Source organism: Acinetobacter lwoffii, from assembly GCF_015602705.1.
In the GTDB taxonomy this organism is placed as follows: domain Bacteria; phylum Pseudomonadota; class Gammaproteobacteria; order Pseudomonadales; family Moraxellaceae; genus Acinetobacter; species Acinetobacter lwoffii_E.
Genome location: NZ_CP059081.1, coordinates 2,879,321 through 2,902,679, shown reverse-complemented (window position 1 = coordinate 2,902,679; position 23,359 = coordinate 2,879,321). Strand labels below are relative to the sequence as shown.

The window sequence follows — 23,359 nt, the reverse complement described above, 5'->3', positions numbered from 1 at the left end:
AAGGGGATTCACCATGCAATGGGGTTATCGCTTCGTGAGTGGTATGTTGTTTCTGGCTGCTGTCATCGGCATGGCATTTGCCTTATATCTTGAGCATGTACAAGGTCTGGCGCCTTGTCCGCTCTGTGTGTTTCAGCGTGTCGGATTAATCGGACTCGGGATCATCTCACTGATCGCATTCCTGCATAATCCCGCATCTAATCTCATGAAGCGGCTATATGCCTTGCTGGGTTCGCTCAGTATTTTGTGGTCTGTGGGCGTGGCTGTGCGTCATGTCTGGTTACAGAACCTGCCCCCGGATCAGGTGCCGAGCTGTGGTCCCGGTCTGGAATACTGGCTGGAAACCCTGCCGATGCAGTCTGTACTGCAACAGGTCTTAAATGGTTCAGGGGAATGTGCCGCGATTGACTGGACCTTCTTGGGTCAATCCTTGCCTGTCTGGTCTTTGATCTTTTTCAGTATTTTATTGCTGATTAGCCTGTGGCAACTACTGCGTAAATATAAAAAGGCACCGGTTAAACGACTCAGAGATAAATATTAATTCCGTATTTAATAAAAAAGCCCTCAATCGAGGGCTTTTTTATTTGCTTCAGTTTAGGTCAGGGCTATGCCTTCCAGACTGTCCAGATCCATCACATATTCATGAATCTGATCAAAGGCTTCATCTTCTACACTTGGATAGAACCAGCGCGCCACCTGCTCGGCCACTAGCGGATGATACTGAATTTCAAAATGGTTCAGGCCGTAAAAAATCGCCTTGTTTGCATCGGGGACTTTGAGCTGGAAACGCGGATTGGGATGCTCGCCCAAAGCACTTTTAATACTGACCAGATAATCACCAATTACATGTAAGGTCTTGTTTTTTCGGTTTTCAAACTCGATGGTACCGGCGACCAGATAGGTATCGATATGCGAGGGAATTGGGGCAGGTTTACGGTGATCATCCATAAAGCCGATCCGTAGCGGATTATGCTCCCAGTCATCATCCCGGACGCTGCCATGGCGTAAATCCAGAATACCGTTACTGCGAATATTGACCAGATGGCCAAGCAACCGGATCAGTGGAAAATGTCCGAGTTTGTCCTGCAAGCTAAAACCAAAACGTTCCAGTACCGCACCATGATGCGGTGAACCCAGACAGACCAGATTCTCCACCATGTTGACCCAGCTATACACATTCTGCTTGCCATAGAACAGTGCGCTGCGTGACACCAGTCCACCCATGCTATGGCCGATCAGGTCAATACTGGTAATTCTAGGATTGCGAACAACCAGATCCTGTAAGGTATTCGCCAGACTGCGACCATTGGCAGAAATCCGGCGTCCAGTATTGTAATTCAGGTAGAGCATGGTATTGCGGTCGCGCTGCGCCAGTAATTTTGCCCCAATGCCTTCATATTTGCGATTTGACCAGTCTAAATGGTTCATGCATAAGCCATGTACAAACAAAGTAATACGACCGCTTAGCTCACCTTTTTGCAGCGAGCCATAATGGTCATAGATCACCATCGGCAGGGCTAGAGGGTTTTGATATTTCAGCAGATAATCCCCGATAATGCCATTTAAGACACTGACCAGAAAATGCAAGGAAGGTGTCAGCGGTTTATTATGCAGTTTAGGAAAGCGTTCAATAATCTGGCGCAAAGCAGGGGCAATCAGGGTATTGCCGTAATGAAACAGCATGTCATAAGACATTTGATAGAGCCGCACAATCGACGGAATATTCTGAATTTTTTCAGAATTATTTTCACTTAAACCGAAAATACTCATTAAAATTTCGCGTTGAATACTCTTGATCAGCTCCTGGATCACATCGTTAAAGCGCATCGTTACCAGCTGCGCCAGACCTTCCAGTACATCGGCCTGACTCGGCGGGGTTCGATCCCATCGACAATAGGTTTCATGTAACGGTGTCAAACTTGGCATCTGATCCTGTCCTTTCAATGAGCCGCATGTGGTGCCATCTTTCTTTTTAAAGAACTTCGCGGTATAAATTCTTTTTCTTGTTGAGTTTCCGGATTTTGAGGGCCTCAGCTTAAAATAACGAGAATGAGAAAAGATTTTGGGCTTTTTTGTCAGACAATTTAAGCAATTAACTGGTCTTATAACGTAGTGTACTTCACATTATTTAAATTAAATTTTGATGATTGATGGGTTTTTTGTTGGTAGTTCATGAATATCATTTATTTGCATGGTTTTAAGAGTAATTCAAACTCGATCAAGGGGAAATTGCTGCAACATTACTGTGCAAAGTATCCTGAAATTCAGGTACATTTACCCGATTTAAACATGTCACCGAACGCTGCCATTGCGCATGTTTCTGAACTGATTGAATCGATGCATAATGTGGTATTACTGGGCAGCAGTCTCGGTGGATTTTATGCGACACATCTGGTCGCACAGCATGCTGTGCCTGCTGTACTGATCAATCCGGCAATGCGACCATGGCAACTGTTTCGTGAACTGTTTGACGAGCAACTGCCTTATCAAGTCCATCCGAACTGGTGTCTGGATGAGGCAGATCTGTTACAACTGCAGCAATTGGCCCTGCCTGTTGCACAAGATGCAGACAAAATACTGGTTCTGCTGCAACAAGGCGATGAAGTTTTGGATTATCGTGAAGCACATCGTTATTATAGTGCTGCGCATCCCCCTGGAATGCTGATGACTGAAGCGCATGGCAGTCACGGGATGGATGATTTTGCGGAAAAAATTCCATTCGTCTTACAGTTTTTATTGGACTGCATAAAAAAGGAAACCGAATAACGTGTCTCAATATACGGCTCAATCTCTTGAAGTTTTATCTGGTTTGGATCCGGTCCGTCGTCGTCCGGGCATGTATACCGATACTTCTCGTCCCAACCATTTGGCACAGGAAGTGATTGATAATGCTGTCGATGAGGCACTGGCAGGGCATGCCAACAAGATTACCGTCACGGTCTATAAAGATGGTTCTTTATCAGTCGAAGACAATGGCCGTGGTATGCCGGTGGATATTCACCCTGAATATGGCCAGAGCGGTATTGAAATTATCATGACCAAACTGCATGCCGGCGGTAAGTTCAGCACCGATAATTACCAGTTTTCCGGTGGTTTGCATGGCGTCGGGATTTCAGTGGTCAATGCGCTTTCGACCCGTGTAGAGGTCGAAGTTCAGCGTCAGGGTAACCTGTACAGAATGGCCTTTGAAAATGGCGAACCGGTTGCACCGCTTGAAGTACTGGCAGGTAAGGCACCGAAACGGGTATCAGGAACTACGGTACAATTCTGGCCTGAAGCCAAATATTTTGATTCTCCTAAATTTGCCCTCAAAGCTTTAAAACATAATCTCAAAGCCAAAGCTGTTTTGGCGGCGGGCTTACAGATCAACTATGTTGATCAGATCAATGATGAAAAGATCACCTGGCAGTTTGAAAATGGTCTGGTCGACTATTTGATGGACGAGCTGGAAGACCGTGAAATTATTCCGGCACCGGCTTTTGTCGCCACAGGTGACGCAGAGCGCGCCAGCGCAGAATTTGCGATTTGCTGGAATGTCGAAGGCGGAGAAAGCGTCCAGGAATCTTATGTCAACCTGATTCCAACCGCACAAGGTGGAACCCATGTGAATGGTCTGCGTTCAGGTGTCACCGATGCGATGCGCGAGTTCTGTGAACTGCGGAATTTGCTGCCGCGGAATATGAAACTCTCTGCCGAAGATGTCTGGGACGGCGTCAACTATATCCTGTCGCTGAAATTCCAGGAGCCACAGTTCTCAGGTCAGACTAAAGAACGTCTGTCGAGCCGTGAAGCAGCAGGGATTGTGCAGAATATTGCCAAAGATGCCTTTGCATTATGGTTGAACCAGAATTCTGACATCGCCATGCAACTGGCAGAAATGGCCATTTCCAAAGCCGGTCGCCGTCTCAAAGCAGCGAAAAAAGTAGAACGTAAGAAAATTGTCGCGGGTCCAACCTTGCCGGGGAAACTGTCGGACTGTGTAGGCCATGATCTGGATCAGTCAGAACTGTTTATTGTGGAAGGGGATTCTGCGGGTGGTTCGGCCAAGCAGGCGCGTGATAAGAACTTCCAGGCGATTATGCCAATTCGTGGAAAAATCCTGAATACTTGGGAAGTCTCTTCTGACGAAGTTCTAGCATCGCAGGAAGTACACAATATTGCGATTGCCATTGGCGTTGATCCGGGTTCGGATGACTTGTCTGAACTGCGTTATGGCAAGGTCTGTATCCTGGCGGATGCCGACTCGGATGGTTTGCATATCGCGACTTTGCTGTGTGCCTTGTTTGTAAAGCATTTTCCTACACTGGTCGAGGAAGGGCATTTATTTGTAGCGATGCCGCCATTATTCCGTATTGATGACAATAAAGATGTGCACTACGCTTTGGATGAAGATGAGCTGAATAGCATCCTGAAAAAATGCAAAACCAAGAATCCGCAAATCACCCGATTCAAGGGTCTGGGCGAGATGAATGCCAGTCAGTTACGTGAAACCACGCTTGATCCAAACACGCGTCGTCTGGTGCAACTGGATCTGGATGATGCTCATCATACCGCAGGGTTACTGGATAAACTTTTGGCGAAAAAGCGTGCCAGTGACCGCAAAGACTGGTTGGAGCAAAAAGGTAATCTGGCAGATTTGGTGGTTTAAACTATCGAATTTAAGCAGTAAAAAATCCCGCAAGCGCGGGATTTTTTGTTTTAAAACAGTGCAAAAAATATTCAAGGTGCTGCACTTTATTTGTACATCATCTTCTATCTTAGTTTTGGCATATTTTGATTGGTCTTTATGCAACTTATTTAAAGTTGAGTCTGAGTTCTACATTGCAATAGGGCTTTAAGTGTTTTTAGTATGACTAAATTCATGATTCATAATACGAATAATGAGATCAGTTAAATTAATTTTTTTTATTTTTTGAAGCCTTGGCACAGAAATTGAATCACTCCATCCAGATGTACAACAAGACAAGCATGAAAAATGCACTATCATAAAGTTTGGAGAAAATCTGATGTTCCAACGCAATTTATTTTCAAAAAGTATTTTAGCCGCAACCATGGCAGGGGCTGTTGCATTAACGGGGTGTTCAAAATCTGCTGAAAAAGCAGAAGCCCCGGCCGCGGAAAGCAAAGTCGCAGATAGCGGCGATACGATTAAAGTCGGGATCCTGCATTCATTGTCCGGCACCATGGCAATTTCTGAGACCTCACTGAAAGACACGGCCTTAATGGCGATTAAGGAAATCAATGACAAGGGTGGGGTACTGGGTAAAAAACTGGAACCTGTGGTGGTCGATCCAGCATCAGACTGGCCACTTTTTGCAGAGCAAGCACGTCAGCTGATTACCCAAGACAAAGTCGCGGTAATTTTCGGTGCATGGACGTCGGTATCACGTAAATCTGTCTTACCAGTGGTTGAAGAGCTGAATGGCTTATTGTTCTATCCTGTACAGTACGAAGGCCAGGAACAATCCAAAAATATTTTTTATACCGGTGCTGCACCTAATCAGCAAGCCATTCCAGCCGTGGAATACTTGATGAGCGAAGAGGGCGGTAAAGCGGAGCGTTTTGTTCTGCTCGGTACAGACTATGTGTATCCACGTACAACCAACCAGATTTTACGTGCTTTCTTAAAGTCTAAAGGCGTGGCTGATGCGGACATTATGGAAGAGTACACGCCATTTGGTCATAGCAACTATCAAACCATTGTCGGCAATGTGAAAAAATTCGCAGCTGGTAAAAAGACCGCAGTGATTTCAACCATCAATGGTGACTCCAACGTACCATTCTATCGTGAACTGGGTAATCAGGGCATTAAAGCTTCTGATATTCCAGTGATGGCGTTCTCGGTAGGTGAAGAAGAACTGCGTGGTATTGATACCAAGCCATTAGTGGGTCATTTGGCGTCATGGAACTATTTCATGTCAGTGAAGAATCCGGTCAATACCGAATTCACCAACAAAATGAAGCAGTATGCGGTGGAATTCAAACTGCCAAATGCTGACAAACTGGTGACCAATGACCCAATGGAAGCGACCTATGTCGGGATTAATATGTGGAAGCAAGCCGTTGAAAAAGCAGGTTCTACAGAGGTCGATAAAGTCCGTGAAGCGATGGCAGGTCAGGAATTCAAAGCACCATCGGGCTATACCCTAAAAATGGATGCAAGTAACCATCACTTACACAAGCCAGTCATGATTGGCCAGATTCGTGGTGATGGTCAGTTTGATGTGGTCTACAAAACATCTCAAACTATTCAAGCAGAGCCTTGGAGCCCGTACATTCCTAAATAATACCTATCTTTTGCCTGCTACAGCCGTAGCAGGCATCCTCTGATTTTTTTCTTACTCTCCACGGAAAACTTCCAATGGAATAGGGGTGTATATAATGAATATTCGTGTGAATATCGCCACTATTTTTCTGTTGTGTATACAAATATTTTGTATGCAAATGGCAACAGCAGAAACATCTTTACAACACAATAATTCAACCATAGCGATACAACCACAAGATGCGATTCAGCAATTTGTGCAAGGTGATTTTGCTCAACGTCGTGCTTTACTCAATCAATGGCCAAGCAGTATTGAACAGTTAGATCAGCTTGCAGAATATGTTGAAAACGACCAGCTTTATAGCGATTCTCAAGGACAAACCTATATTTTAGAAGCCGATGATCAGTTGCTCAGTTATCCAAGTTTAGATGCTGTTGCAGATTGGCCAAGCGACCTTGCACAAGTCACTTTGGTGAATACCTTGCGTAAAGCATTGACCTTTGGTTTGGCACAAAGCAAGTTGAAGTCGGATGATGCCTCTGAGCGTTTAGAAGCGATTGATATTTATGAAAGCAATCTTGCGGAACTTGATATAGCACATATCAATGCGCTGTATTTAAAAGAACAAAACAATAAAGTCAAAGCCCGTTTGGCACAACTGAAAGCGCGTCTGGATTATGAAAACTCAGATGCGCTCGTCAAAATTCAAGCCGCAAAAATTTTACAAGATTCTAATCGTCCTGATGTCTTGGCGATGATCGACAATGAGTTGTCACAGCCGACTATCCATCCTGAGCTGAAAGCGGCTTTGCTTGAAGCGAAAAACAGTATTAAAACCCGTATTCAAGCCAGTGAATGGACAGGACATTTATTTTCAGGTTTAAGTACCGCCAGTATTTTGTTGCTTGCTGCACTGGGTCTTGCGATTACCTACGGTTTGCTCGGTGTGATTAATATGGCGCATGGTGAGCTCATTATGATTGGCGCCTATACCACTTATGTAGTGCAAAGCCTGTTTAAAAGCTATTTGGGCAGCTATGTCGATTGGTACTTAATCGCCGCGATTCCTGCGGCATTCTTGGTAAGTGGGCTGATCGGCATGTTGATTGAACGTACCGTGATTCGTCCGCTATATGGTCGCCAGTTGGAAACCTTGCTTGCCACTTTTGGTGTCAGCCTGATTCTGATGCAATTGGTACGCATGACTTTTGGTGCGCAAAATGTCGAAGTTTCTAACATTTCCTGGCTGTCAGGCGGGATCTCGATTACTCCAAGCTTGATGCTGCCCTATAACCGTATTGCGATTATTGTCTTTACCATTGCAGTGCTTTTGTTGTTGGTTTACCTACTGAATAAAACCCGTTTTGGCTTGTTTGTACGTGCGGTGACGCAAAACCGTCAAATGGCGCGAGCAGTCGGTATTCGTTCAAGCCGTATCGACATGATGGCCTTTGGTTTAGGTTCAGGTCTTGCAGGACTAGCCGGATGTGCTTTGGCACAAGTCGGTAACGTCGGGCCGGATTTAGGGCAAAACTATATTATTGATGCCTTCTTGGTTGTAGTAGTCGGTGGTGTAGGTCAGGTGTGGGGTGCAGTCCTTGCAGCGCTTGGTCTGGGTATTAGCGGTACAGCCTTGGAAATTGGCATTGGTGCGGTACTGGCAAAAATTATTCTCTTGGTGCTTGTGATTTTGTTTATTCAGAAACGTCCACAAGGTTTGTTTGCCATCAAAGGCCGTTTTGTGGAGTAAGCACATGAAGATCACACAATTATTATCCGACAAACCGCATAGTGGCATTGCGATTGCCGTGTGCTTTGCCATTTTATTGGCATTGCCATGGTTACACCTGTTACCTGCCGATTCAACCCTGCATTTATCTGCGTATTGGGTCACCCTGATTGGCAAAATCATGTGCTTGGCCTTGGTCGCTTTGGCACTCGATTTGGTGTGGGGTTATGCCGGCATTTTAAGTTTGGGGCATGGTTTGTACTTTGCTCTTGGCGGTTATGCCTTTGGCATGTACCTGATGCGCCAGTCTGCAGGGGATGGTATTCCTGACTTTATGCGCTTCCTGAGTTGGACGGAAGTGCCATGGTTTTGGGTGGGGACTGAATACTTCCTTTGGTCACTTGCCCTTGTGGTGTTAGTACCGGGCATCATTGCCTTTATTTTTGGTTTCTTTGCCTTCCGCTCGAAAATTAAAGGCGTGTATTTCTCGATTATTACCCAAGCCATGACTTTTGCCGCTGCATTACTGTTCTTCCGTAATGAAACCGGCTTTGGTGGCAACAATGGTTTTACCGGTTTTAAAACCATGCTAGGTATGAACATTACCTCGGCATCTATGCGTGCCAGCCTGTGCTTTATCACCGCATTGGTACTGCTGCTCTGTTTTGTTGGGTTACGTCATTTAATGAATAAACCTTATGGCCGTGTGTTGGGGGCGATTCGTGACAGCGAAAATCGTCTGCAATATTTGGGCTATCGCACGCTTTGGTACAAGCTCTCTGCTTGGGTGCTTTCTGCTGTGATTGCAGGGATTGCAGGCGCGCTGTATGTGCCGCAAGCAGGCATTATTAATCCAAGTGAAATGAACCCGGTGAACTCGATTGAAATGGCGGTGTGGGTGGCAGCGGGTGGTCGTGGCACTTTAATTGGCCCACTAATTGGTGCAGGTGTCATTAACGGGGTAAAAACCTATTTCACCTCGGCTTATCCTGAAGCATGGTTACTCATTTTGGGTGCGCTATTTATTGTGGTCACCATTTTCTTACCGAAAGGCATTATTGGTCTGTTTGACCGTTTTAAAAAGGAGCGTAGCGAATGAGCGAGATCCTACAACCGCATGGTGGTCATGCCACTGAAGGCTATGGTCGTCCTAAAGAACAAGGCGCGGACTTTACCCACGGTATTGCGCTGTATTTAGAAAAAGTCAGCGTCTGGTTTGATGCTTTTCGTGCCTTAAATGATTTGTCGCTCTACATTGAAGAAGGGGAATTACGCTGCATCATCGGGCCGAACGGGGCAGGTAAAACCACCCTCATGGATGTGATTACCGGTAAAACGCGACCAACCGAAGGCACAGCATTTTTTGGGCAAAACTACGATTTAGCCAAAATGAGCACTGAACAAATTGCCGAAGCAGGCATTGGGCGTAAGTTCCAAAAACCGACCGTGTTTGAAAATTTCACCGTCATGGAAAATCTGTTACTTGCTGCACCCAAAGACAAACGGGTGAAAAAGAGTTTCTTTAGCAAACTCGATCCCGATGCACAAAATGCTTTGGATGAATCATTGACGCAGATTCGTCTGCAAGAGTTCATTAATAAACCTGCTGGCTTGCTGTCACATGGTCAAAAGCAATGGTTAGAAATCGGCATGTTGCTGATGCAACGTCCAAAACTGATTTTGCTTGATGAACCTGTAGCAGGCATGACCGATGCCGAAACCGAACGCACGGCGGAGCTGTGTTTAGAACTCAAGAAAAATCACACCCTCGTTGTGGTCGAGCATGACATGAGCTTCATTGACACCATTAGTGAAAAAGTCACGGTACTGGCGCAAGGGGCAATTTTGGCAGAAGGCACATTGGCAGAAGTACAAGCCAATGAAGATGTCATTGAAAAGTATTTAGGGCGTTAAGGAGCTTGCGATGTTAGAAGTCAAAGACGTCAATCAATTTTATGGTGGCAGTCATATTTTACGTGATGTGTCGTTGACTGCACCTGTGGGTGAATGTTCGGTGGTGCTTGGACGCAATGGGGTGGGGAAAACCACGCTCCTTAAATGTCTGATGGGTATTTTACCGATTAAATCCGGACAGATTTTGCTGGATGGCAAGGACATTTCGAAACTCAGTCCTGAACAGCGTGTACGTGAAGGTTTGGCTTATGTGCCACAAGGTCGAGATATTTTTTCAACGCTGACGGTGGAGGAAAACCTCCTGATTGGTATGGCGAAATTTAAAGGAGCAAAGACACGCAAAGTGCCTGAGCATTTGTATGAAATTTTCCCTGTCTTGGAGGAAATGAAGCACCGCCGTGGAGGAGATTTGTCCGGTGGGCAGCAGCAGCAGCTTGCCATTGCACGTGCACTTGCTTCTGAACCGCGTGTGCTGATTTTGGATGAACCGACTGAAGGCATCCAGCCATCCATTATTAAAGACATTGGTCGGGTGATTCGTAAACTGGCGGATGGCGGTGAGATGGCAATTGTGCTGGTCGAACAATTCTATGACTTTGCTGAAGAATTGGCGGATGGATATACCGTGATGGCACGAGGGCAAGTGGTGGCGCACGGTGTGAGCAGTGAAATGCCAGAGAAAGGGATTCGGGAGTTGGTGGCGATCTAAGATCGCCCCGTTATATAATTTATTTTTTTGGATCAAATTCTTTAGTTGGTCTTGATCCTTTATCGGTGGGATCAGGTTCAAATTCATAAGATTGGTTATTTGGTCTTACAATAAATCCTAGATATCCACCAGGTAATGATCTTGCATGTATTCGTCTTCGATTAGAATTACGTCGAGATGTATTTTTTTCACTTTTCTTAGAGTCAGTCACTTGATACCCTCTTGAATTAGAAATAAGTAAAGTTGTACGAAGAAGATAAAACATAAAAGAAAAATGAAAGCTATCGCCGAAAATTTAATCAAATCTTGCGATTTTTGAATCAAGTCTAGACGTAATTTTAATGAGCTTCTATTTTCATTTATGCAATTAGTATATGTGAGGTATATGTGCCAGTAGGCAGCTGCAGGTATTTCATCTTTGGATTTTACTTTATTTTGTATAGATTCGGCTGCTATAGGAAATTTTGATGAATTATGAAAGTTACTTGCCAAATAAAGTTGATACCAAGCACCTGATAAAAAAACGCCTAAAAGAAAAATATTTATTAAAATAAATGGTCCTATAAAAATGGGAGCTTTAGATAAAATAGTTGCGAAAAAAGAAGAGACTACCATTGTAGTAAAGGCAACAATAATTACACTAATTAGTGTAATTTGACGCCCAATTTTTTCATCAAATTTTGTGGATCTGGTAAGTTCAAAATTATATTCATTTTGAGCAATTTCAGCTAAAAACTTATATTTATCGTTAAAGTCTTCTTTTTCCATTTTTCTAAAGTTCATAAATTTATGGTCTTATTTTAAACTATTTTCTATCTCCAAATATATGCCATCCGCCGAGACATTATGGCCAAAACCACAAGACATCGGATTGCTGCTATTCACCACAATCTGTTGTCCAATTTGAGCGTTAAACTGAAATTTCAAATCAATTTTGCAATCTTCTACGCTGTAATTGGTCTGAGCTTTGTTCAGCGGCATCCGGGTTGAAAATTCTCCCATATTAGGACCATAAATCAGACTGCGTAAACCCATATAGAGTCCATTAAACTCAATCTGGTAGGTATTCGAAGTTCGTTTAACTTCCATCGTATTCCACTGACCAAAACCTGCATAGCGGACATATTTCCCTGCAAGACTCTTCGATTTTTCTGGTGTAGGCAACTGTTTCAGATTGAATTGGCTGACTTTAGCATTCGGAAAAACGGAAAACCAGGCGCGTGCCCATTGCGGCTTTCCAAGCTTGACATAACTTAAACCGACATTATTAAATGCTGTGGTGATATCACGTTCAGAAAAAGCTGTACCGCCGTCTTCTACATTCATCGCACAAAAAGATGACCAGGCGGCTTGTTGCTCAAATTGCGCTATAGCCTTTTGATATTGTTTTTGGTCGTAGAATTTCTTGCCATTATTTGCATAGCTTTGCACTTTGCTACAGCCTGAACGGAGCTCTTTTTCAAAATCTGAATCAGCAAAAGTGTGCGCGCTTAAACCTAAAAGACCGATAGACAATAGAGATTTATACATAGTGTTATTCAGTATGATTTTGAGCTGAATAAAACATAGCCGCTAGTATAAGTAAATAGAACTTGTGCTTATTAAACTGGATAACAACCAAATATCGTGATGACCAAATATTAAAAAGCTGAAAAGGAGTGTCCAGAAAGCAGTTCTGGAATAGCTTTAAACTAAGAATGAATCAAGCTCGATCCAGATTCAGTTGCAAGAGGACCAAATCACGCCATTGCCCAAACTTCTGTCCAACTTGCGGCATATAGGCAGTTTGAACGAAACCCAGTTTTTCATGCAGACGAATCGATGAAGTGTTTTCAGAATCAATCGCCGCGACCATGATATGCAGTTTCTGTACTTGAGCCTGTTCAATTAAATACTGCAATAATTGAGAACCTAAACCTTGCCCTGCATAATCTGGATTTAAAAAGATCGAATGTTCTACCGTCTGTTGAAAGCCCTGAATACTACGAAACTGATCATAACAGGCATAGCCAGCAATGACTTGATTTTGAGTATCTTCAACCACAAAAACCGGGAAATTCTGATTTTTAAGCTGCTTAAACCAGATTTTGAAATATTTCAAATCAAAGGCCGTTCTGTTCCAGGTCGCAGTACCATAGAGTACTTCCTGATTATAAATCTCGAGGATGGTTTCAAGATCATGTTCGGTCGCAGGGCGAATGTCAAAATCAGGCATATTCTTGTTCTGGTAGAGGTGAGCTGAAATCACAGTTTAAAAAAAAGCAGAACCGGAGTTCTGCCTTTGATCATACATCAATTAGAAATGATATTTCACAAGTGCGCTGACATTGTTTTCGTCTTGATTTTTAAGACCAAACTTGTTGTTCCACACTGAATGTTCAACGCCGAGGTATAAACGGGTGTCTGGAGAAATGTGTTTGCCCGCATTCCATTTCCACTGTGTAGTCCAGTTTAACTCGCTTGCTTGAGCGTCTTTTTCAGCAGTTGACCAATCAAGGAAGCCATCTACAAGAAAGTCTTCAGCACCCAGTTTAAATGGCACACCATAGGTAAGCGTCATTTGATAATCGTCTTTATTGCCAAACACTTTTTCATTGTTTGCACGATAAAGATTTAAGCTTGCATATTGAAAGTATGGGATATCAAGGTCAAAGCCCACGCCATATAGGAAGTTATCAGCATTATCTGAACCTTCCCACGTTGTTGAAATAAGCACATCTTTCACTGGACCAAAGGCAAGTTTTTGGCCTGTAACTTCGCTTAAGCTTAAACGTGGTGATAACTCAAAGTACGTACTTTTAACATCATCGCCACCGCGCAGACGATCCATAAAGAAGAATACATCTGCATATTTAACTTTTGCAGCATATTCAACAGTTAAAGTAGTTTGCTGATCGTCTACAACTTCATAGTTTTCACCATAAAGACCTGTAACGCTAAAGTCCTGCCAAACTGGTTTTGCTTGAGCAAATGCTGCAGTTGAAGCCAATGCACAAAGTGCCGCAAGTTGTGTAAATTTCATTTAAATCTATCCCCCCGAGAAAGCAGAATAAGCATACAGATTAATAAGTAAAAATAAAGTTAAAAGTGATCGCTGACTTAAATATATTTCAGCCCCCATGAGTTGAATGAAGACGATCATCTTCCTCAGTTTTCATTGTCTTTCGCTGATGCTTTTCTAAAGCATTATTTTTTAAATAAAGTTGAATATGTAGTGCCTTAAAAGACTGAATGTAGGACTAAAAATATAAAATCACTTCAATTCAGGATGATGAGTTTAGAAAACCAGTAAAAATAGGAGGAATATACAGATTGTTTAGTAATTAATTTGAGCCTGAGGCTGAATAGCTTTGTTCTGTTTGTGTAATGAGGTTAGTTCTAAAATCTCAAATGACGGTCGTTTTATAAGCCTATTCTCAGCGTCGTAAAATAAGAGTGATCGGTCTTATATTTCAATTGAAAATCATTTTTGCAGTTTATTATTTTCGAATGACGAAAGAGTATTTTTCCCGGTTCTGCAAAAGCAACTAAATAATGATAAAGCATATTATCTCTTCAGAACTGTAAGGCTGACTAGGCGCTGATCTTATAAGAAAAACTATTAGATAAAAGTGAGCTAATTTTCATAAAAAAATACTTTTAATTTCTTTTTTTTAGGTTTCTTGGTCGAATGTTATTTAAGCGATTTATCTACCTGGCCAAAAAAACATTTCAAATTAAATCGTGTGAAAGGTTGTGAAATTTCCGTTTGAAAAATCCTGTATTTTTGAGCTGAGTAAGCAGTTGTCACAATGGATTATTCTTTTGCTAAAAAACCAAAATATCACTTGCATATTTCCCAGATACAGCCGATATTCAAGATATAAGGACACGATTCTGCAGACTCAAAAATGTGTTCATCATTCAAAATGGAGGGTGTGATTCCAATCATTTGAAGAAGTGAAATGCGATGCGAAACAGCAAGCTACAAACGTGCCAAGATAAAAAATTTTGCACTCAAAAGTTACAAAGATTGAGGATGGTAATATATGAATATTGAACTTCGTACCGATAACCACATTCAGAATAGTGATCGTTTAATTACTTATGTACGGGAAGAATTAAATCAAGAATTCCAGCGCCACAGCGAACGTATTACCCATTTTTCAGTCCATCTTAGTGATGAAAATGGCGCCAAAGGCGGCGATGACGATATTCGTTGTATGATTGAAGCGCGTCCTGCAGGCTTGAAACCTGTCGTAGTCAATCATCGTGGCCATAATGTCGATACTGCGATCCATGGTGCAATTGACCGACTAAAACGTAGTCTGGAACATGTGATCGAGAAAAAAGACAATGTTCGTCCTGGTGCTCTCGAACTAGCAGACACAGATACTGCGGATATCGAAGACTAAGCCGAACCGATTTGAAAAAGCCCTGCGGGGCTTTTTTCGTATTAAACAAAAATATAGTTATGAGAAGCACAACAAATCCTGCTTTATTCGGCATAATAGTCGAAAACGAATCAAAGTGAGCTCCATCATGTTAACTGCGCAACAACAGCTTTTTGTGCAAGCACTCGAAGAATTAAATCTGGACCAGGTCAAACAGCTGCTGGCAGATGGACTCAACCCGAATTTTATTGATCATGACAAAGGCCCGGTGATTTCGGTCTGGTCAGATGGCCTGTTTAAATGGTGGGAAGAAGTGTGTGAGCTGTATGAAGCCGGAACACCACTTTCAGAAGAGGAGAAACAGGCACGTTTGGCGGTACATTTACAGATTCTGGAAGAACTGATCCAGGCCAAAGTGAATCTGCATTTGTGGGATGCAGAAGAAATTTATGGTCCACTCTGGGATGCCGCAAGTGCCGCATGCGCGCCAGCTGTACAGCGTTTACTGGATGAAAAAGTCGATCCAAATAGCAAAGATGAAGATGGCATGACTATTTTATCTTCAATTAGTGATCTATTCTTTGATTGTGATTTTGATGAAATCAACTGGTCAGAAGCCTTGGATGAAGAAAAACAGACGCTAGAACTGCTTCGCAAGCATGGCGCAAAAATGACCAAAGAACTCAGTTAAATTTTAATAAAGAGCTCCAACATGACAACATTAAAAACCTTGGGTTTGATTGCACTGGCCGGTTGTAGTGCACAGCTTTTCGCAGCAGATTTTGAATTTGATCGACCAGGTGAGGGTCTCAGTACTGGAATTACTCCAGTCGGAAATGTCGCTTGGGAGCAAGGCTTGCCTACAGCGCGTTATAGCAAGTCGGGCGATCAGACCGCGACCACACTCAGTGCAGATATGTTGTTACGTACCGGACTCAGTGATGATCTGGAATTGCGTTTAGGTTGGGCTGGCCCGACCTGGACCCAAGTGAAATCCAATGGCCAGACCGAAGAAGATGATGGTCTGGGCGATGTTAGTATTGGTCTGAAAAAGGCCATTGATTTGGATGATGACAAACTCAGTATGGCTTTGCTGGCCGAAGCCATCATTGCAACAGGCAATGCCGGTTTCACTAATGAAGAAGATATTTACAGCTTGGGTTCTGTCGTGTCGTATCAATATAATGACTTGGTCAGTACCGCATTGACCATGCGTTATGAATGGCAGGACAGCAACTGGGCAGTGTCTGCGATTCCTTCTCTAGGCTATCGGATTACTGATCGCTGGTCAGGTTATTCTGAACTGATTTATCGTAAAGCTGAAAGTGTCGATAATCAATACGCGCTCGGTACCGGTGTCATGTATGCCTTAAATGATCGTGTCCAATTAGATGCGAATGTCGGTGTAGATCTGGATGGTGCAGATCGAAGCTACTTCTCAGGCCTAGGTTTCTCTGTGCTGTTCTAAGAGATTCATTCATAGAAGATGAAATACTCGCAGTTCCCGACCTGGGGGAAAATGCTTGCCCCAGTTATTTTGGGAAGCACCTTGTTCAGCAGTCCTGTTCAGGCGGAAACGGCATTGTTGTCTGCCGAGCAGGCTTTTCCTGTGAGCGTGATCTCCACCAGTCAGCAGCAGGCTGAACTGAGTTGGCAGATTCCGGACAACTATTATCTGTATCAACATAAAATTGAAGTCCGGCAGGGCAACCAGCCGGTGGCGTTTGAGTTGCCACCCGCTGAAGATTTATATGATGATAACTATGGACATACCCAGGTTTATTATCAGCAGTTAAAGTTTCAAATTCCGACTCAGGCGGGGCAATCCTATCAGGTCAGCTGGCAGGGCTGTGCCAAAGACCGGATCTGTTATCCGCCACAAACCATTCAGTTCAAGACCGATTTGTCCGGTCTGGTGCAATTTGAAGCTGTCGTATCAGGAGCAAAGCGTTTACTTGATCTGAATACTTCATCACTGCAACACAATACCCTGTTTAATACAGCAGATTCTTCAGAATCTACAGCAGATGAAATCTCTGCATCAGCCAACACACAAACCGAACCCTATGCAGCACAAGACCAGAAATGGTCAGCCCAACTGCTTGAACGCTCTTTGGGCTATGGGCTTTTGCTGTTTTTTGGTTTGGGAATTTTACTGGCTTTTACGCCGTGTTCCTTGCCGATGCTGCCAATTCTGACCTCGCTGATCGTACGTGACAGTAAAGGCCTGAAAGCCTGGATGATTGCACTGACTTTTGTCAGCAGTATGGCCGCTGTCTATGCAGTACTTGGCCTAATTGCGTCTTCGGCCGGTCTGAATTTTCAGCGCTGGTTGCAGCAACCGGGAACCCTGATCGCATTTAGCATCCTGTTTGTCCTGTTTGCCCTGAATCTGTTTGGCCTGTTTGAAATCAAACTGCCGCAACGTCTGGTTCATCGTCTGGACCGGGCGCAGGCCATGCAGCAGGGAGGGAGTCTGGTCAGTGCCGGTGTCATGGGCATGATCTCGGCACTTCTGGTAGGACCATGCATGACCGCACCACTGGCAGGTGCATTGTTATTTATTTCCCAGACGCAAAGTCAGTGGCAGGGCGCTCTGTTGCTGTTTACTCTGGGTTTTGGGATGGGCACGCCTTTATTACTGGCCAGTATTCTGGGTGCACGGATTCTGCCTAAAGCCGGGCACTGGATGAATCAGATCAAAGTGCTCTTTGCCTTTATCATGCTGGCGCTGGCGCTGTATTTTATTCGCCCACTGATTTCAGAAGCCGCTTTACAATGGTTATCCCTAGCTTTGGGTATGACCTTCGTGGCTTATGTGCTGTTCCGGATTTTCTGGCATCGTACCGGTTTGAGATGGCTATATATCCTGTGTCTGGTACTGGCCGTGCCCTATATCGCTTATAGCCAATATCAGCACAGTCAGCGTTTTTTTGTGGAGCAGGCGAGCACAGAAGCCAAGTGGCATATGGCACGTAGTGCAGCAGAATTTCAGCAGATTTTGGACAGGGCACCACAAGGGCAAAAGATTATTATTGATGTCTACGCCGACTGGTGTGTTGCCTGTCAGCCGATCGAACATCGTATTTTAAAATCTGCAGCGGTACAGCAGGCGCTTGCGCCATATTTCCTGATCAAGCTGGATTTAAGCCAATATAATGTCTCTCATCAAGCGCTGTTAAACCAATGGGAAATTCTCGGGCCGCCGACGTATTTATTCTTGAATGCGCAGCAGCAGGAAATTAGGGGTTTACGTTTAACCGGTGCTTTTAGCGAGGCAGAATTGCTGGCACAGCTGCAAGCACTGGCTCAAAGTGAAAATCCATAATTTAGTTCTTAAAAAAAGCTGAACCCGTTTAAGAAACCTGCATCTGTACTGGCACCGGTTCAGCATAAGCTTTGACCAGATTACGCCCACCGGCTTTAGCCTGATAAAGCGCCTGATCAGCCTGACTCAATAACTGCTGCGGGCGTAATTCCGCGCTAGAAATGGCAATCCCGAAACTGGCGGTCACCGGAATCAGCTCATCCTCATCACTGAAAATCTGCAATTGCTGAATGGCGATGCGGCAGCGTTCAGCCACTTGTTCGGCTTTTTCCAGACTGGTATTTTTAAGCACCAAAATAAATTCTTCCCCGCCAAAACGGCCGACTACATCACTTTCGCGCAATTGCTGATTCAGCACGGCACTCACTTCGACTAAGGTTTCATCACCCTTATGATGGCCATAGTGATCATTAATTTTCTTGAAATGATCCAGATCTAATAGCACTAAAGCATAATTGGGAGTGGCTGCGGCATTCAGTTTATCCAGACATTGGTTGATACTACGGCGGTTAAACAGATTGGTGAGCGGATCAATCTGGCTCAGCTGTTTGATCAGCTGCTCGCGATGACGCCATTGACTGAGCAGAATCTCGAATAACACCATGCAGACGGCCAGAATTGGCAAAATGAAATACAGCATCGATAACAGCCAGAAACCATTATAAAAAAGCTTGTCATCGATATTAAAGAGCGGTGAATAAGGTAATTGATGACTGAAACTTAAATAGGCACATCCGCCTAGGAAAATTGACGCTGGAATCAGCATGCTATAAACCAGCGTGCGATGGAACAGCACCAGTCCCACCATAATTAAACAGACATAGGAGGTCGTGGCCACAGGGCTGATCACCCCGACGAGATAGGCGTCACGACACAACGAGATAACAAAAGTACCCACTGCCATATAAGGCAGATAACGTTCAATCAGCTGATTCCCCTGAAATTTATAACAGGGAAAAATCAGGAGAAATAGAATTACCAGAAAGCTGCTGTTCAGAGTAATTTGTGTATAGACCCGTTCTAGATGAACATATTGCCAATATTCGGGATTTAATAACACGAAAATATCCCAGCCGAGCCAGGTCAGATGTACTCCGCATCCCAAGGTCAGCATCAGGATGCATTTCTTCAGGATGCGCCAGTTCATCACGACTTCATCTTCGACCAGGTATTTCTTGATTCTGTGTCTTAGCACTTTTTCTAATACAGGCGATATTCGCTTCATGGTCCCGGTCTGACTTTAATTGTTATGGCAGATTTTTTTTAATACTTATTGGATATTTATAACTTTATTTACACAAGATAACATAAGTTTGAATGCTTGATAAACAACAATATTTAAAACATTTTTGTGATTTAGTTGATATCTGATCTGCTCAGTCTTTGCCGATAGCGCAAGTGATCCAGGCTATGTCAAAGGGTCTTAATCAAAATTAAAGAGGTTAAGAGGTATACAGTTTTGTTCTAAATTCAGGATGATGTGTTTTATTTGTACTAATTATTTCAATATAGTCAATCGTTAAAATGGCTGCATTGTTAGAAACAACCAAAGATAAAGAGCGAAGCCATGAAAGTTTTACAGATTGATTCCAGTATTTTAGGAGATGCTTCTATTTCGCGTCAGTTGACTCAGGCTGTGGTGGAACAACTGCAGCAAAAATATGCTGAGGCCATTGAAGTTGAGTATCTGGATCTGGCTGCACAGCCTATTCCTCATCTTACCGCCGAAATTTTAATGGGCCAGAATGCAGAACAAACGGCATTGGGCGAGGAAATTTTAGATCAATATTTACAGGCTGATGTCGTGGTGATTGGTGCAGCGATGTATAACTTCGGTTTGCCATCAACCCTAAAAGCCTGGATTGACCGGATCTGTGTCGCGGGACGTACTTTTAAATATACCGAACAAGGTCCTGTGGGTTTGGCGGGCAATAAGAAAGTGTATATTGCCAGCAGCCGTGGTGGTGTCTATGGCGAGCAAAGCCCGGCTGATTTTCAGGAGGCTTTCCTGAAAACCGTGTTTAACTTTACCGGTGTGAATGATATCGAAGTGATTCGTGCTGAAGGCGTGAACATGGGCGAAGCGGTTAAAGCCCAAGCATTGCAAACTGCATTGCAGCAAGTTCAGGCCATTTAAAACCTAAAACCTCTTTTCAAAGGGTCAGCTACGGCTGACCTTTTTTATATGCTAAATCATGCTTAATCTCGGTCCAGACGATGGGCAAATTCTGCAAGATCGGTCAGCGCCTGTTTGGCTTCATCGAACCAGGCACTGAACATCTGGAAGTTGTGCCACATGCCGGTATAGAGTTTAAATTCGACCTCGACACCCGCCTGTTCCGCTTTTTCTTTAAAACGACTAGCATCATCCAGCAGAATTTCCTTGGAACCTACCTGAATATGAATCGGTGGCAAGCCGGCTAAATCGGCAAAAAAAGGAGAAACTTCCGGATCACCACGATCAATCGAACGTGGCACATAATATTCAATCCCGGTTTGAACCGTTTCCAGAGACAGCAGGGCATCATGCTTCTGGTTATAACGTAAAGATTCACTGGTCAAGGTTAAATCCAGCAGTGGAGACAGCAGAATCAGACCGCTGACCTGTGGCAGACTTTCCTGCTGTATTTTGAGTGCCAGCGCCAAGGCCAGATTGGCACCGCAAGAATCGCCGGACAGAATAATATCTTTGGCCTGAACACCTTGATCCAGCAGCAGATTATAGACATCAAACAAGGCTTCTAATGCTTCTGGATAGGCAGATTCAGGTGATAGCGGATAATCGACATGCAGTACCTGCATCTGGGTTCGAGCCGCAATTTGAGTCATAAAGGCGCGATGGGTATTTAAAGAACCTAAGTAAAATGCGCCGCCATGAATATGAAAAATCAGCTGGGTCGATTCCTGCTGCGGCTTAATTTCTTCCGCGTGCAGTCCGGCCAGTCGGAGCGAGCGAATCTGTACCGTTTTATCCTGAGGGAAAAGTTTGCACATCTGTTCCAGAGCAATGCGCATTGAACTCGGTGGAAGACTGAATCTGCTCGGGGCACGAATGGCCGTTTTTAAAAAGCTTTCTGTAATTAATTGTTTCGTTAGCGGGCTTATCTTCATCTTCCTTCCATCTTTTTGTGCTTTTATTGATCGTGTAGATTATTTACCAACCATATTTACAAGGTTACACTAAATAGTCACAGCTAAAAATTGAAAAATTGTTGTGACTTTTTAATACTACATGGGTCTATTTTCAGACTAAGGAAATGAAGAAAAATGAAAAAAATAGCGCTTACGTTAGGACTACTAGGCTTATCTGCACTGGCTAATGCCGCGGATCCTTTAAATGGCACGGTATGGAAAACCATTGATGATAAAACCAAGCAGCCTAAGGCCATGGTTAAATTCACTGAACAAAAGAACGGCACTTTGTCAGCCAGTATTCAGTCTGTGTTAACTCCAGGTGAAGAAAATGCCTGCAAGAAGTGTGAAGGTCCATATCACAACAAATCTCTGAAAGGCCTGACCATTGTTAAAGGTCTAAAAAATGCTGGCGGGACTAGCTATGACAGCGGTTCGATCCTTGATCCACAATCCGGTAAAACCTATAAGTTGAAAGGCCAGTTGGCAGACGGTGGCAAGAAACTTGAGCTACGTGGTTTCATCGGTGTAGCGGCATTGGGTCGTAACCAGACTTGGATTCGTGCCAACTAATTTATTTTAAGCAGATATACAAAAGCCTGATCGATGTCAGGCTTTTTTATGAGTGTTATTCAATACAAGATATTAGTGGGCTAAGCTACGATAAACCGTTTCATTAAAACCGGCAATAAATCCTGTAGAGGTTGCCAGTATTGGACGTTTGATTAAACTGGTATGGGTGGTTAATGCATTAATTAAGGCATTTTCACTTGACAGGGTGGCCTGTTGCTCTTCTTCACTGAGTTTACGCCAGGTAGTGCCTTTCTTGTTCAGAACCACGTCCTGACCCAAGGCATCCAGCCAGGTTTTGACGGTTTCAGCATCGATGCCCTGTTTTTTATAATCATGAAATTCATAACTCAGACCTTGCTCCGTCAGCAGATCAAAGGCTTTTTTCATCGAACTACAATTTTTAATTCCGTAAATTTTTAACATAGCTGCCATCTAAAAAATTTAAATCATGAACTAGCTTAACCAAATTGGCAGCAGCAAACCATGCAAAAGCAAATGAAAAAAAAGAAAAAATTTTGGTGGTGTTTCAAAAAGTATGCTGAAAAAAACAATATGGCTTTTGATAAAATAGAGGTATGAAAATAACGCTACAAATCAAATGTCCTACCTGTCTAAGTAACAATATAAAGAGAAATGGCATCAAAGTAGATGGGAAACAAAACCATCAATGCAAAGATTGCAAACGTCAGTTTATTGGTGATCATGCATTAAGCTATCAAGGATGTAACTCAGGTATTACCGGCAAGATATTACATTTAATGGTCAGAGGAAGCGGTGTAAGAGATATTGCTGAAGTCGAGCGTATCAGCATTGGCAAGGTATTACGAACCTTAAGTGAATCGATCTATCAGATTCAGCCTAAACAAAGCCACTACGAATGTCTTGAAGTCGATGAACTTTGGACTTTTGTAGGGAATAAGAAAAATAAACAATGGCTTATTTATGCCTACCATCGAGAATCTGGAGAAGTTGTTGCTTATGTTTGGGGTAAGCGGGATTTAGCAACGGTTCAACGTCTTAAAGCTAGACTTAAAAAGCTTGGGGTTCAATATGCTGGAATTGCGAGTGATCACTGGGATAGTTTTATCACAGCATTTCAATGTTGCAAGCAAGTGATCGGTAAGTTTTTTACCGTCGGTATTGAAGGTAACAACTGTAGAATTCGTCATCGAATCAGGCGTGGATTTAGGAGAAGTTGCAACTTTTCTAAAAAGCTCGAAAATCATTTTAAAGCCTTTGATTTGACTTTCTTTTACCTTAATAACGGATTTGTTTAACGCCAGCATACTTTTTGAAACACCACCAAAATTTTAAATACCAGAAAAGTCATGTCAT

The 23,359-nt window shown here is 43.4% G+C and carries 23 protein-coding genes; 15 read left to right on the top strand and 8 right to left on the bottom strand.

Going from position 1 to position 23,359, the window contains the following annotated elements:
- Positions 1-13 precede the first annotated feature (13 nt).
- Positions 14-541, top strand: coding sequence for a disulfide bond formation protein B (locus H0S56_RS13795; RefSeq protein WP_195725316.1), 528 nt, complete (start codon positions 14-16; stop codon positions 539-541).
- Positions 542-594: 53 nt separating this feature from the next.
- On the opposite strand, the gene H0S56_RS13790 is transcribed toward H0S56_RS13795, so the two are convergent.
- Entirely contained in the window at positions 595-1,926 is a 1,332-nt protein-coding gene (locus H0S56_RS13790) for a PGAP1-like alpha/beta domain-containing protein (protein WP_044108803.1), read from the bottom strand.
- Positions 1,927-2,172: 246 nt separating this feature from the next.
- Between H0S56_RS13790 and H0S56_RS13785 the strand changes: the two genes are divergently transcribed.
- From H0S56_RS13785 to urtE, 7 genes are all read left to right on the top strand, one after another.
- Positions 2,173-2,766: a YqiA/YcfP family alpha/beta fold hydrolase gene (locus H0S56_RS13785; RefSeq protein ID WP_195725315.1), complete on the top strand. Its 594-nt coding sequence runs from the start codon at positions 2,173-2,175 to the stop codon at positions 2,764-2,766.
- Between the two features lies 1 nt (position 2,767).
- Positions 2,768-4,648 (top strand): DNA topoisomerase IV subunit B, encoded by a 1,881-nt coding sequence (gene parE, locus H0S56_RS13780; RefSeq protein ID WP_005261524.1) that lies wholly within the window; start codon positions 2,768-2,770, stop codon positions 4,646-4,648.
- Positions 4,649-5,006: 358 nt separating this feature from the next.
- Positions 5,007-6,287 carry an urea ABC transporter substrate-binding protein gene (gene urtA / locus H0S56_RS13775; protein WP_195725314.1) on the top strand — a complete coding sequence of 427 codons (1,281 nt, stop codon included), beginning with the start codon at positions 5,007-5,009 and terminating at the stop codon, positions 6,285-6,287.
- Positions 6,288-6,381: 94 nt separating this feature from the next.
- Positions 6,382-8,016, top strand: coding sequence for an urea ABC transporter permease subunit UrtB (gene urtB, locus H0S56_RS13770; RefSeq protein WP_195725313.1), 1,635 nt, complete (start codon positions 6,382-6,384; stop codon positions 8,014-8,016).
- Between the two features lie 4 nt (positions 8,017-8,020).
- Positions 8,021-9,094: an urea ABC transporter permease subunit UrtC gene (gene urtC / locus H0S56_RS13765; protein WP_195725312.1), complete on the top strand. Its 1,074-nt coding sequence runs from the start codon at positions 8,021-8,023 to the stop codon at positions 9,092-9,094.
- On the top strand, positions 9,091-9,909 hold the full coding sequence (gene urtD / locus H0S56_RS13760; protein ID WP_005245659.1) for an urea ABC transporter ATP-binding protein UrtD: 819 nt from the start codon (positions 9,091-9,093) through the stop codon (positions 9,907-9,909). Before urtC ends, urtD begins: the two co-directional genes overlap by 4 nt.
- A 10-nt stretch (positions 9,910-9,919) precedes the next feature.
- Positions 9,920-10,618 carry an urea ABC transporter ATP-binding subunit UrtE gene (gene urtE, locus H0S56_RS13755; RefSeq protein WP_195725311.1) on the top strand — a complete coding sequence of 233 codons (699 nt, stop codon included), beginning with the start codon at positions 9,920-9,922 and terminating at the stop codon, positions 10,616-10,618.
- 207 nt (positions 10,619-10,825) lie between these two features.
- On the opposite strand, the gene H0S56_RS13750 is transcribed toward urtE, so the two are convergent.
- From H0S56_RS13750 to H0S56_RS13735, 4 genes are all read right to left on the bottom strand, one after another.
- Complete coding sequence (locus tag H0S56_RS13750; RefSeq protein WP_195725310.1) at positions 10,826-11,386, bottom strand: hypothetical protein; 561 nt, start codon at positions 11,384-11,386, stop codon at positions 10,826-10,828.
- Between the two features lie 27 nt (positions 11,387-11,413).
- Positions 11,414-12,148, bottom strand: coding sequence for a hypothetical protein (locus H0S56_RS13745; protein WP_195725309.1), 735 nt, complete (start codon positions 12,146-12,148; stop codon positions 11,414-11,416).
- A gap of 172 nt (positions 12,149-12,320) precedes the next feature.
- Complete coding sequence (locus H0S56_RS13740) at positions 12,321-12,833, bottom strand: GNAT family N-acetyltransferase (RefSeq protein ID WP_195725308.1); 513 nt, start codon at positions 12,831-12,833, stop codon at positions 12,321-12,323.
- An 81-nt stretch (positions 12,834-12,914) separates the two neighbouring features.
- Positions 12,915-13,640 (bottom strand): outer membrane protein OmpK, encoded by a 726-nt coding sequence (locus H0S56_RS13735; RefSeq protein ID WP_005105335.1) that lies wholly within the window; start codon positions 13,638-13,640, stop codon positions 12,915-12,917.
- A 1,006-nt stretch (positions 13,641-14,646) separates the two neighbouring features.
- Here H0S56_RS13735 and H0S56_RS13730 point away from each other — a divergent pair.
- The 4 genes from H0S56_RS13730 to dsbD all read left to right on the top strand — a co-directional run bounded on the left by H0S56_RS13730 (position 14,647) and on the right by dsbD (position 18,319).
- Entirely contained in the window at positions 14,647-15,012 is a 366-nt protein-coding gene (locus H0S56_RS13730; protein ID WP_004647220.1) for an HPF/RaiA family ribosome-associated protein, read from the top strand.
- 127 nt (positions 15,013-15,139) lie between these two features.
- Positions 15,140-15,682 carry a hypothetical protein gene (locus H0S56_RS13725; protein ID WP_004647221.1) on the top strand — a complete coding sequence of 181 codons (543 nt, stop codon included), beginning with the start codon at positions 15,140-15,142 and terminating at the stop codon, positions 15,680-15,682.
- Positions 15,683-15,703: 21 nt separating this feature from the next.
- Complete coding sequence (locus H0S56_RS13720) at positions 15,704-16,459, top strand: transporter (protein WP_004281287.1); 756 nt, start codon at positions 15,704-15,706, stop codon at positions 16,457-16,459.
- A gap of 18 nt (positions 16,460-16,477) precedes the next feature.
- The gene (gene dsbD, locus H0S56_RS13715) at positions 16,478-18,319 is read left to right on the top strand and encodes a protein-disulfide reductase DsbD (protein ID WP_195725307.1); all 1,842 of its coding nucleotides are present in this window, start codon (positions 16,478-16,480) and stop codon (positions 18,317-18,319) included.
- 28 nt (positions 18,320-18,347) lie between these two features.
- Here the strand turns inward: dsbD and H0S56_RS13710 are convergent, their stop codons facing one another.
- Positions 18,348-19,544: a GGDEF domain-containing protein gene (locus H0S56_RS13710; RefSeq protein ID WP_138742628.1), complete on the bottom strand. Its 1,197-nt coding sequence runs from the start codon at positions 19,542-19,544 to the stop codon at positions 18,348-18,350.
- 342 nt (positions 19,545-19,886) lie between these two features.
- Here H0S56_RS13710 and H0S56_RS13705 point away from each other — a divergent pair, with 342 nt between their 5' ends.
- The gene (locus H0S56_RS13705; protein ID WP_004281290.1) at positions 19,887-20,456 is read left to right on the top strand and encodes an FMN-dependent NADH-azoreductase; all 570 of its coding nucleotides are present in this window, start codon (positions 19,887-19,889) and stop codon (positions 20,454-20,456) included.
- Positions 20,457-20,518: 62 nt separating this feature from the next.
- On the opposite strand, the gene H0S56_RS13700 is transcribed toward H0S56_RS13705, so the two are convergent.
- Entirely contained in the window at positions 20,519-21,430 is a 912-nt protein-coding gene (locus H0S56_RS13700; RefSeq protein ID WP_195725306.1) for an alpha/beta hydrolase, read from the bottom strand.
- Between the two features lie 156 nt (positions 21,431-21,586).
- Between H0S56_RS13700 and H0S56_RS13695 the strand changes: the two genes are divergently transcribed.
- Positions 21,587-22,024 (top strand): DUF2147 domain-containing protein, encoded by a 438-nt coding sequence (locus tag H0S56_RS13695; RefSeq protein WP_005105342.1) that lies wholly within the window; start codon positions 21,587-21,589, stop codon positions 22,022-22,024.
- Positions 22,025-22,096: 72 nt separating this feature from the next.
- Here H0S56_RS13695 and H0S56_RS13690 read toward each other — a convergent pair whose 3' ends face one another.
- Positions 22,097-22,447 carry a Spx/MgsR family RNA polymerase-binding regulatory protein gene (locus tag H0S56_RS13690; RefSeq protein WP_168730606.1) on the bottom strand — a complete coding sequence of 117 codons (351 nt, stop codon included), beginning with the start codon at positions 22,445-22,447 and terminating at the stop codon, positions 22,097-22,099.
- A 152-nt stretch (positions 22,448-22,599) separates the two neighbouring features.
- Between H0S56_RS13690 and H0S56_RS13685 the strand changes: the two genes are divergently transcribed.
- Positions 22,600-23,301 (top strand): IS1 family transposase, encoded by a 702-nt coding sequence (locus H0S56_RS13685; protein ID WP_005263793.1) that lies wholly within the window; start codon positions 22,600-22,602, stop codon positions 23,299-23,301.
- The last annotated feature ends 58 nt before the right edge of the window (positions 23,302-23,359 follow it).

Coding starts and splice junctions, on each gene's coding strand:
- urtA (WP_195725314.1), top strand. CDS start 5,007: ATGTTCCAACGCAATTTATTTTCAAAAAGTATTTTAGCCGCAACCATG.
- H0S56_RS13690 (WP_168730606.1), bottom strand. CDS start 22,447: ATGTTAAAAATTTACGGAATTAAAAATTGTAGTTCGATGAAAAAAGCC.
- urtD (WP_005245659.1), top strand. CDS start 9,091: ATGAGCGAGATCCTACAACCGCATGGTGGTCATGCCACTGAAGGCTAT.
- urtE (WP_195725311.1), top strand. CDS start 9,920: ATGTTAGAAGTCAAAGACGTCAATCAATTTTATGGTGGCAGTCATATT.
- H0S56_RS13695 (WP_005105342.1), top strand. CDS start 21,587: ATGAAAAAAATAGCGCTTACGTTAGGACTACTAGGCTTATCTGCACTG.
- H0S56_RS13685 (WP_005263793.1), top strand. CDS start 22,600: ATGAAAATAACGCTACAAATCAAATGTCCTACCTGTCTAAGTAACAAT.
- H0S56_RS13795 (WP_195725316.1), top strand. CDS start 14: ATGCAATGGGGTTATCGCTTCGTGAGTGGTATGTTGTTTCTGGCTGCT.
- H0S56_RS13725 (WP_004647221.1), top strand. CDS start 15,140: ATGTTAACTGCGCAACAACAGCTTTTTGTGCAAGCACTCGAAGAATTA.
- H0S56_RS13730 (WP_004647220.1), top strand. CDS start 14,647: ATGAATATTGAACTTCGTACCGATAACCACATTCAGAATAGTGATCGT.
- urtB (WP_195725313.1), top strand. CDS start 6,382: ATGAATATTCGTGTGAATATCGCCACTATTTTTCTGTTGTGTATACAA.
- H0S56_RS13790 (WP_044108803.1), bottom strand. CDS start 1,926: ATGCCAAGTTTGACACCGTTACATGAAACCTATTGTCGATGGGATCGA.
- H0S56_RS13705 (WP_004281290.1), top strand. CDS start 19,887: ATGAAAGTTTTACAGATTGATTCCAGTATTTTAGGAGATGCTTCTATT.
- H0S56_RS13745 (WP_195725309.1), bottom strand. CDS start 12,148: ATGTATAAATCTCTATTGTCTATCGGTCTTTTAGGTTTAAGCGCGCAC.
- H0S56_RS13750 (WP_195725310.1), bottom strand. CDS start 11,386: ATGGAAAAAGAAGACTTTAACGATAAATATAAGTTTTTAGCTGAAATT.
- H0S56_RS13735 (WP_005105335.1), bottom strand. CDS start 13,640: ATGAAATTTACACAACTTGCGGCACTTTGTGCATTGGCTTCAACTGCA.
- dsbD (WP_195725307.1), top strand. CDS start 16,478: ATGAAATACTCGCAGTTCCCGACCTGGGGGAAAATGCTTGCCCCAGTT.
- urtC (WP_195725312.1), top strand. CDS start 8,021: ATGAAGATCACACAATTATTATCCGACAAACCGCATAGTGGCATTGCG.
- H0S56_RS13785 (WP_195725315.1), top strand. CDS start 2,173: ATGAATATCATTTATTTGCATGGTTTTAAGAGTAATTCAAACTCGATC.
- H0S56_RS13720 (WP_004281287.1), top strand. CDS start 15,704: ATGACAACATTAAAAACCTTGGGTTTGATTGCACTGGCCGGTTGTAGT.
- H0S56_RS13740 (WP_195725308.1), bottom strand. CDS start 12,833: ATGCCTGATTTTGACATTCGCCCTGCGACCGAACATGATCTTGAAACC.
- H0S56_RS13700 (WP_195725306.1), bottom strand. CDS start 21,430: ATGAAGATAAGCCCGCTAACGAAACAATTAATTACAGAAAGCTTTTTA.
- H0S56_RS13710 (WP_138742628.1), bottom strand. CDS start 19,544: ATGAAGCGAATATCGCCTGTATTAGAAAAAGTGCTAAGACACAGAATC.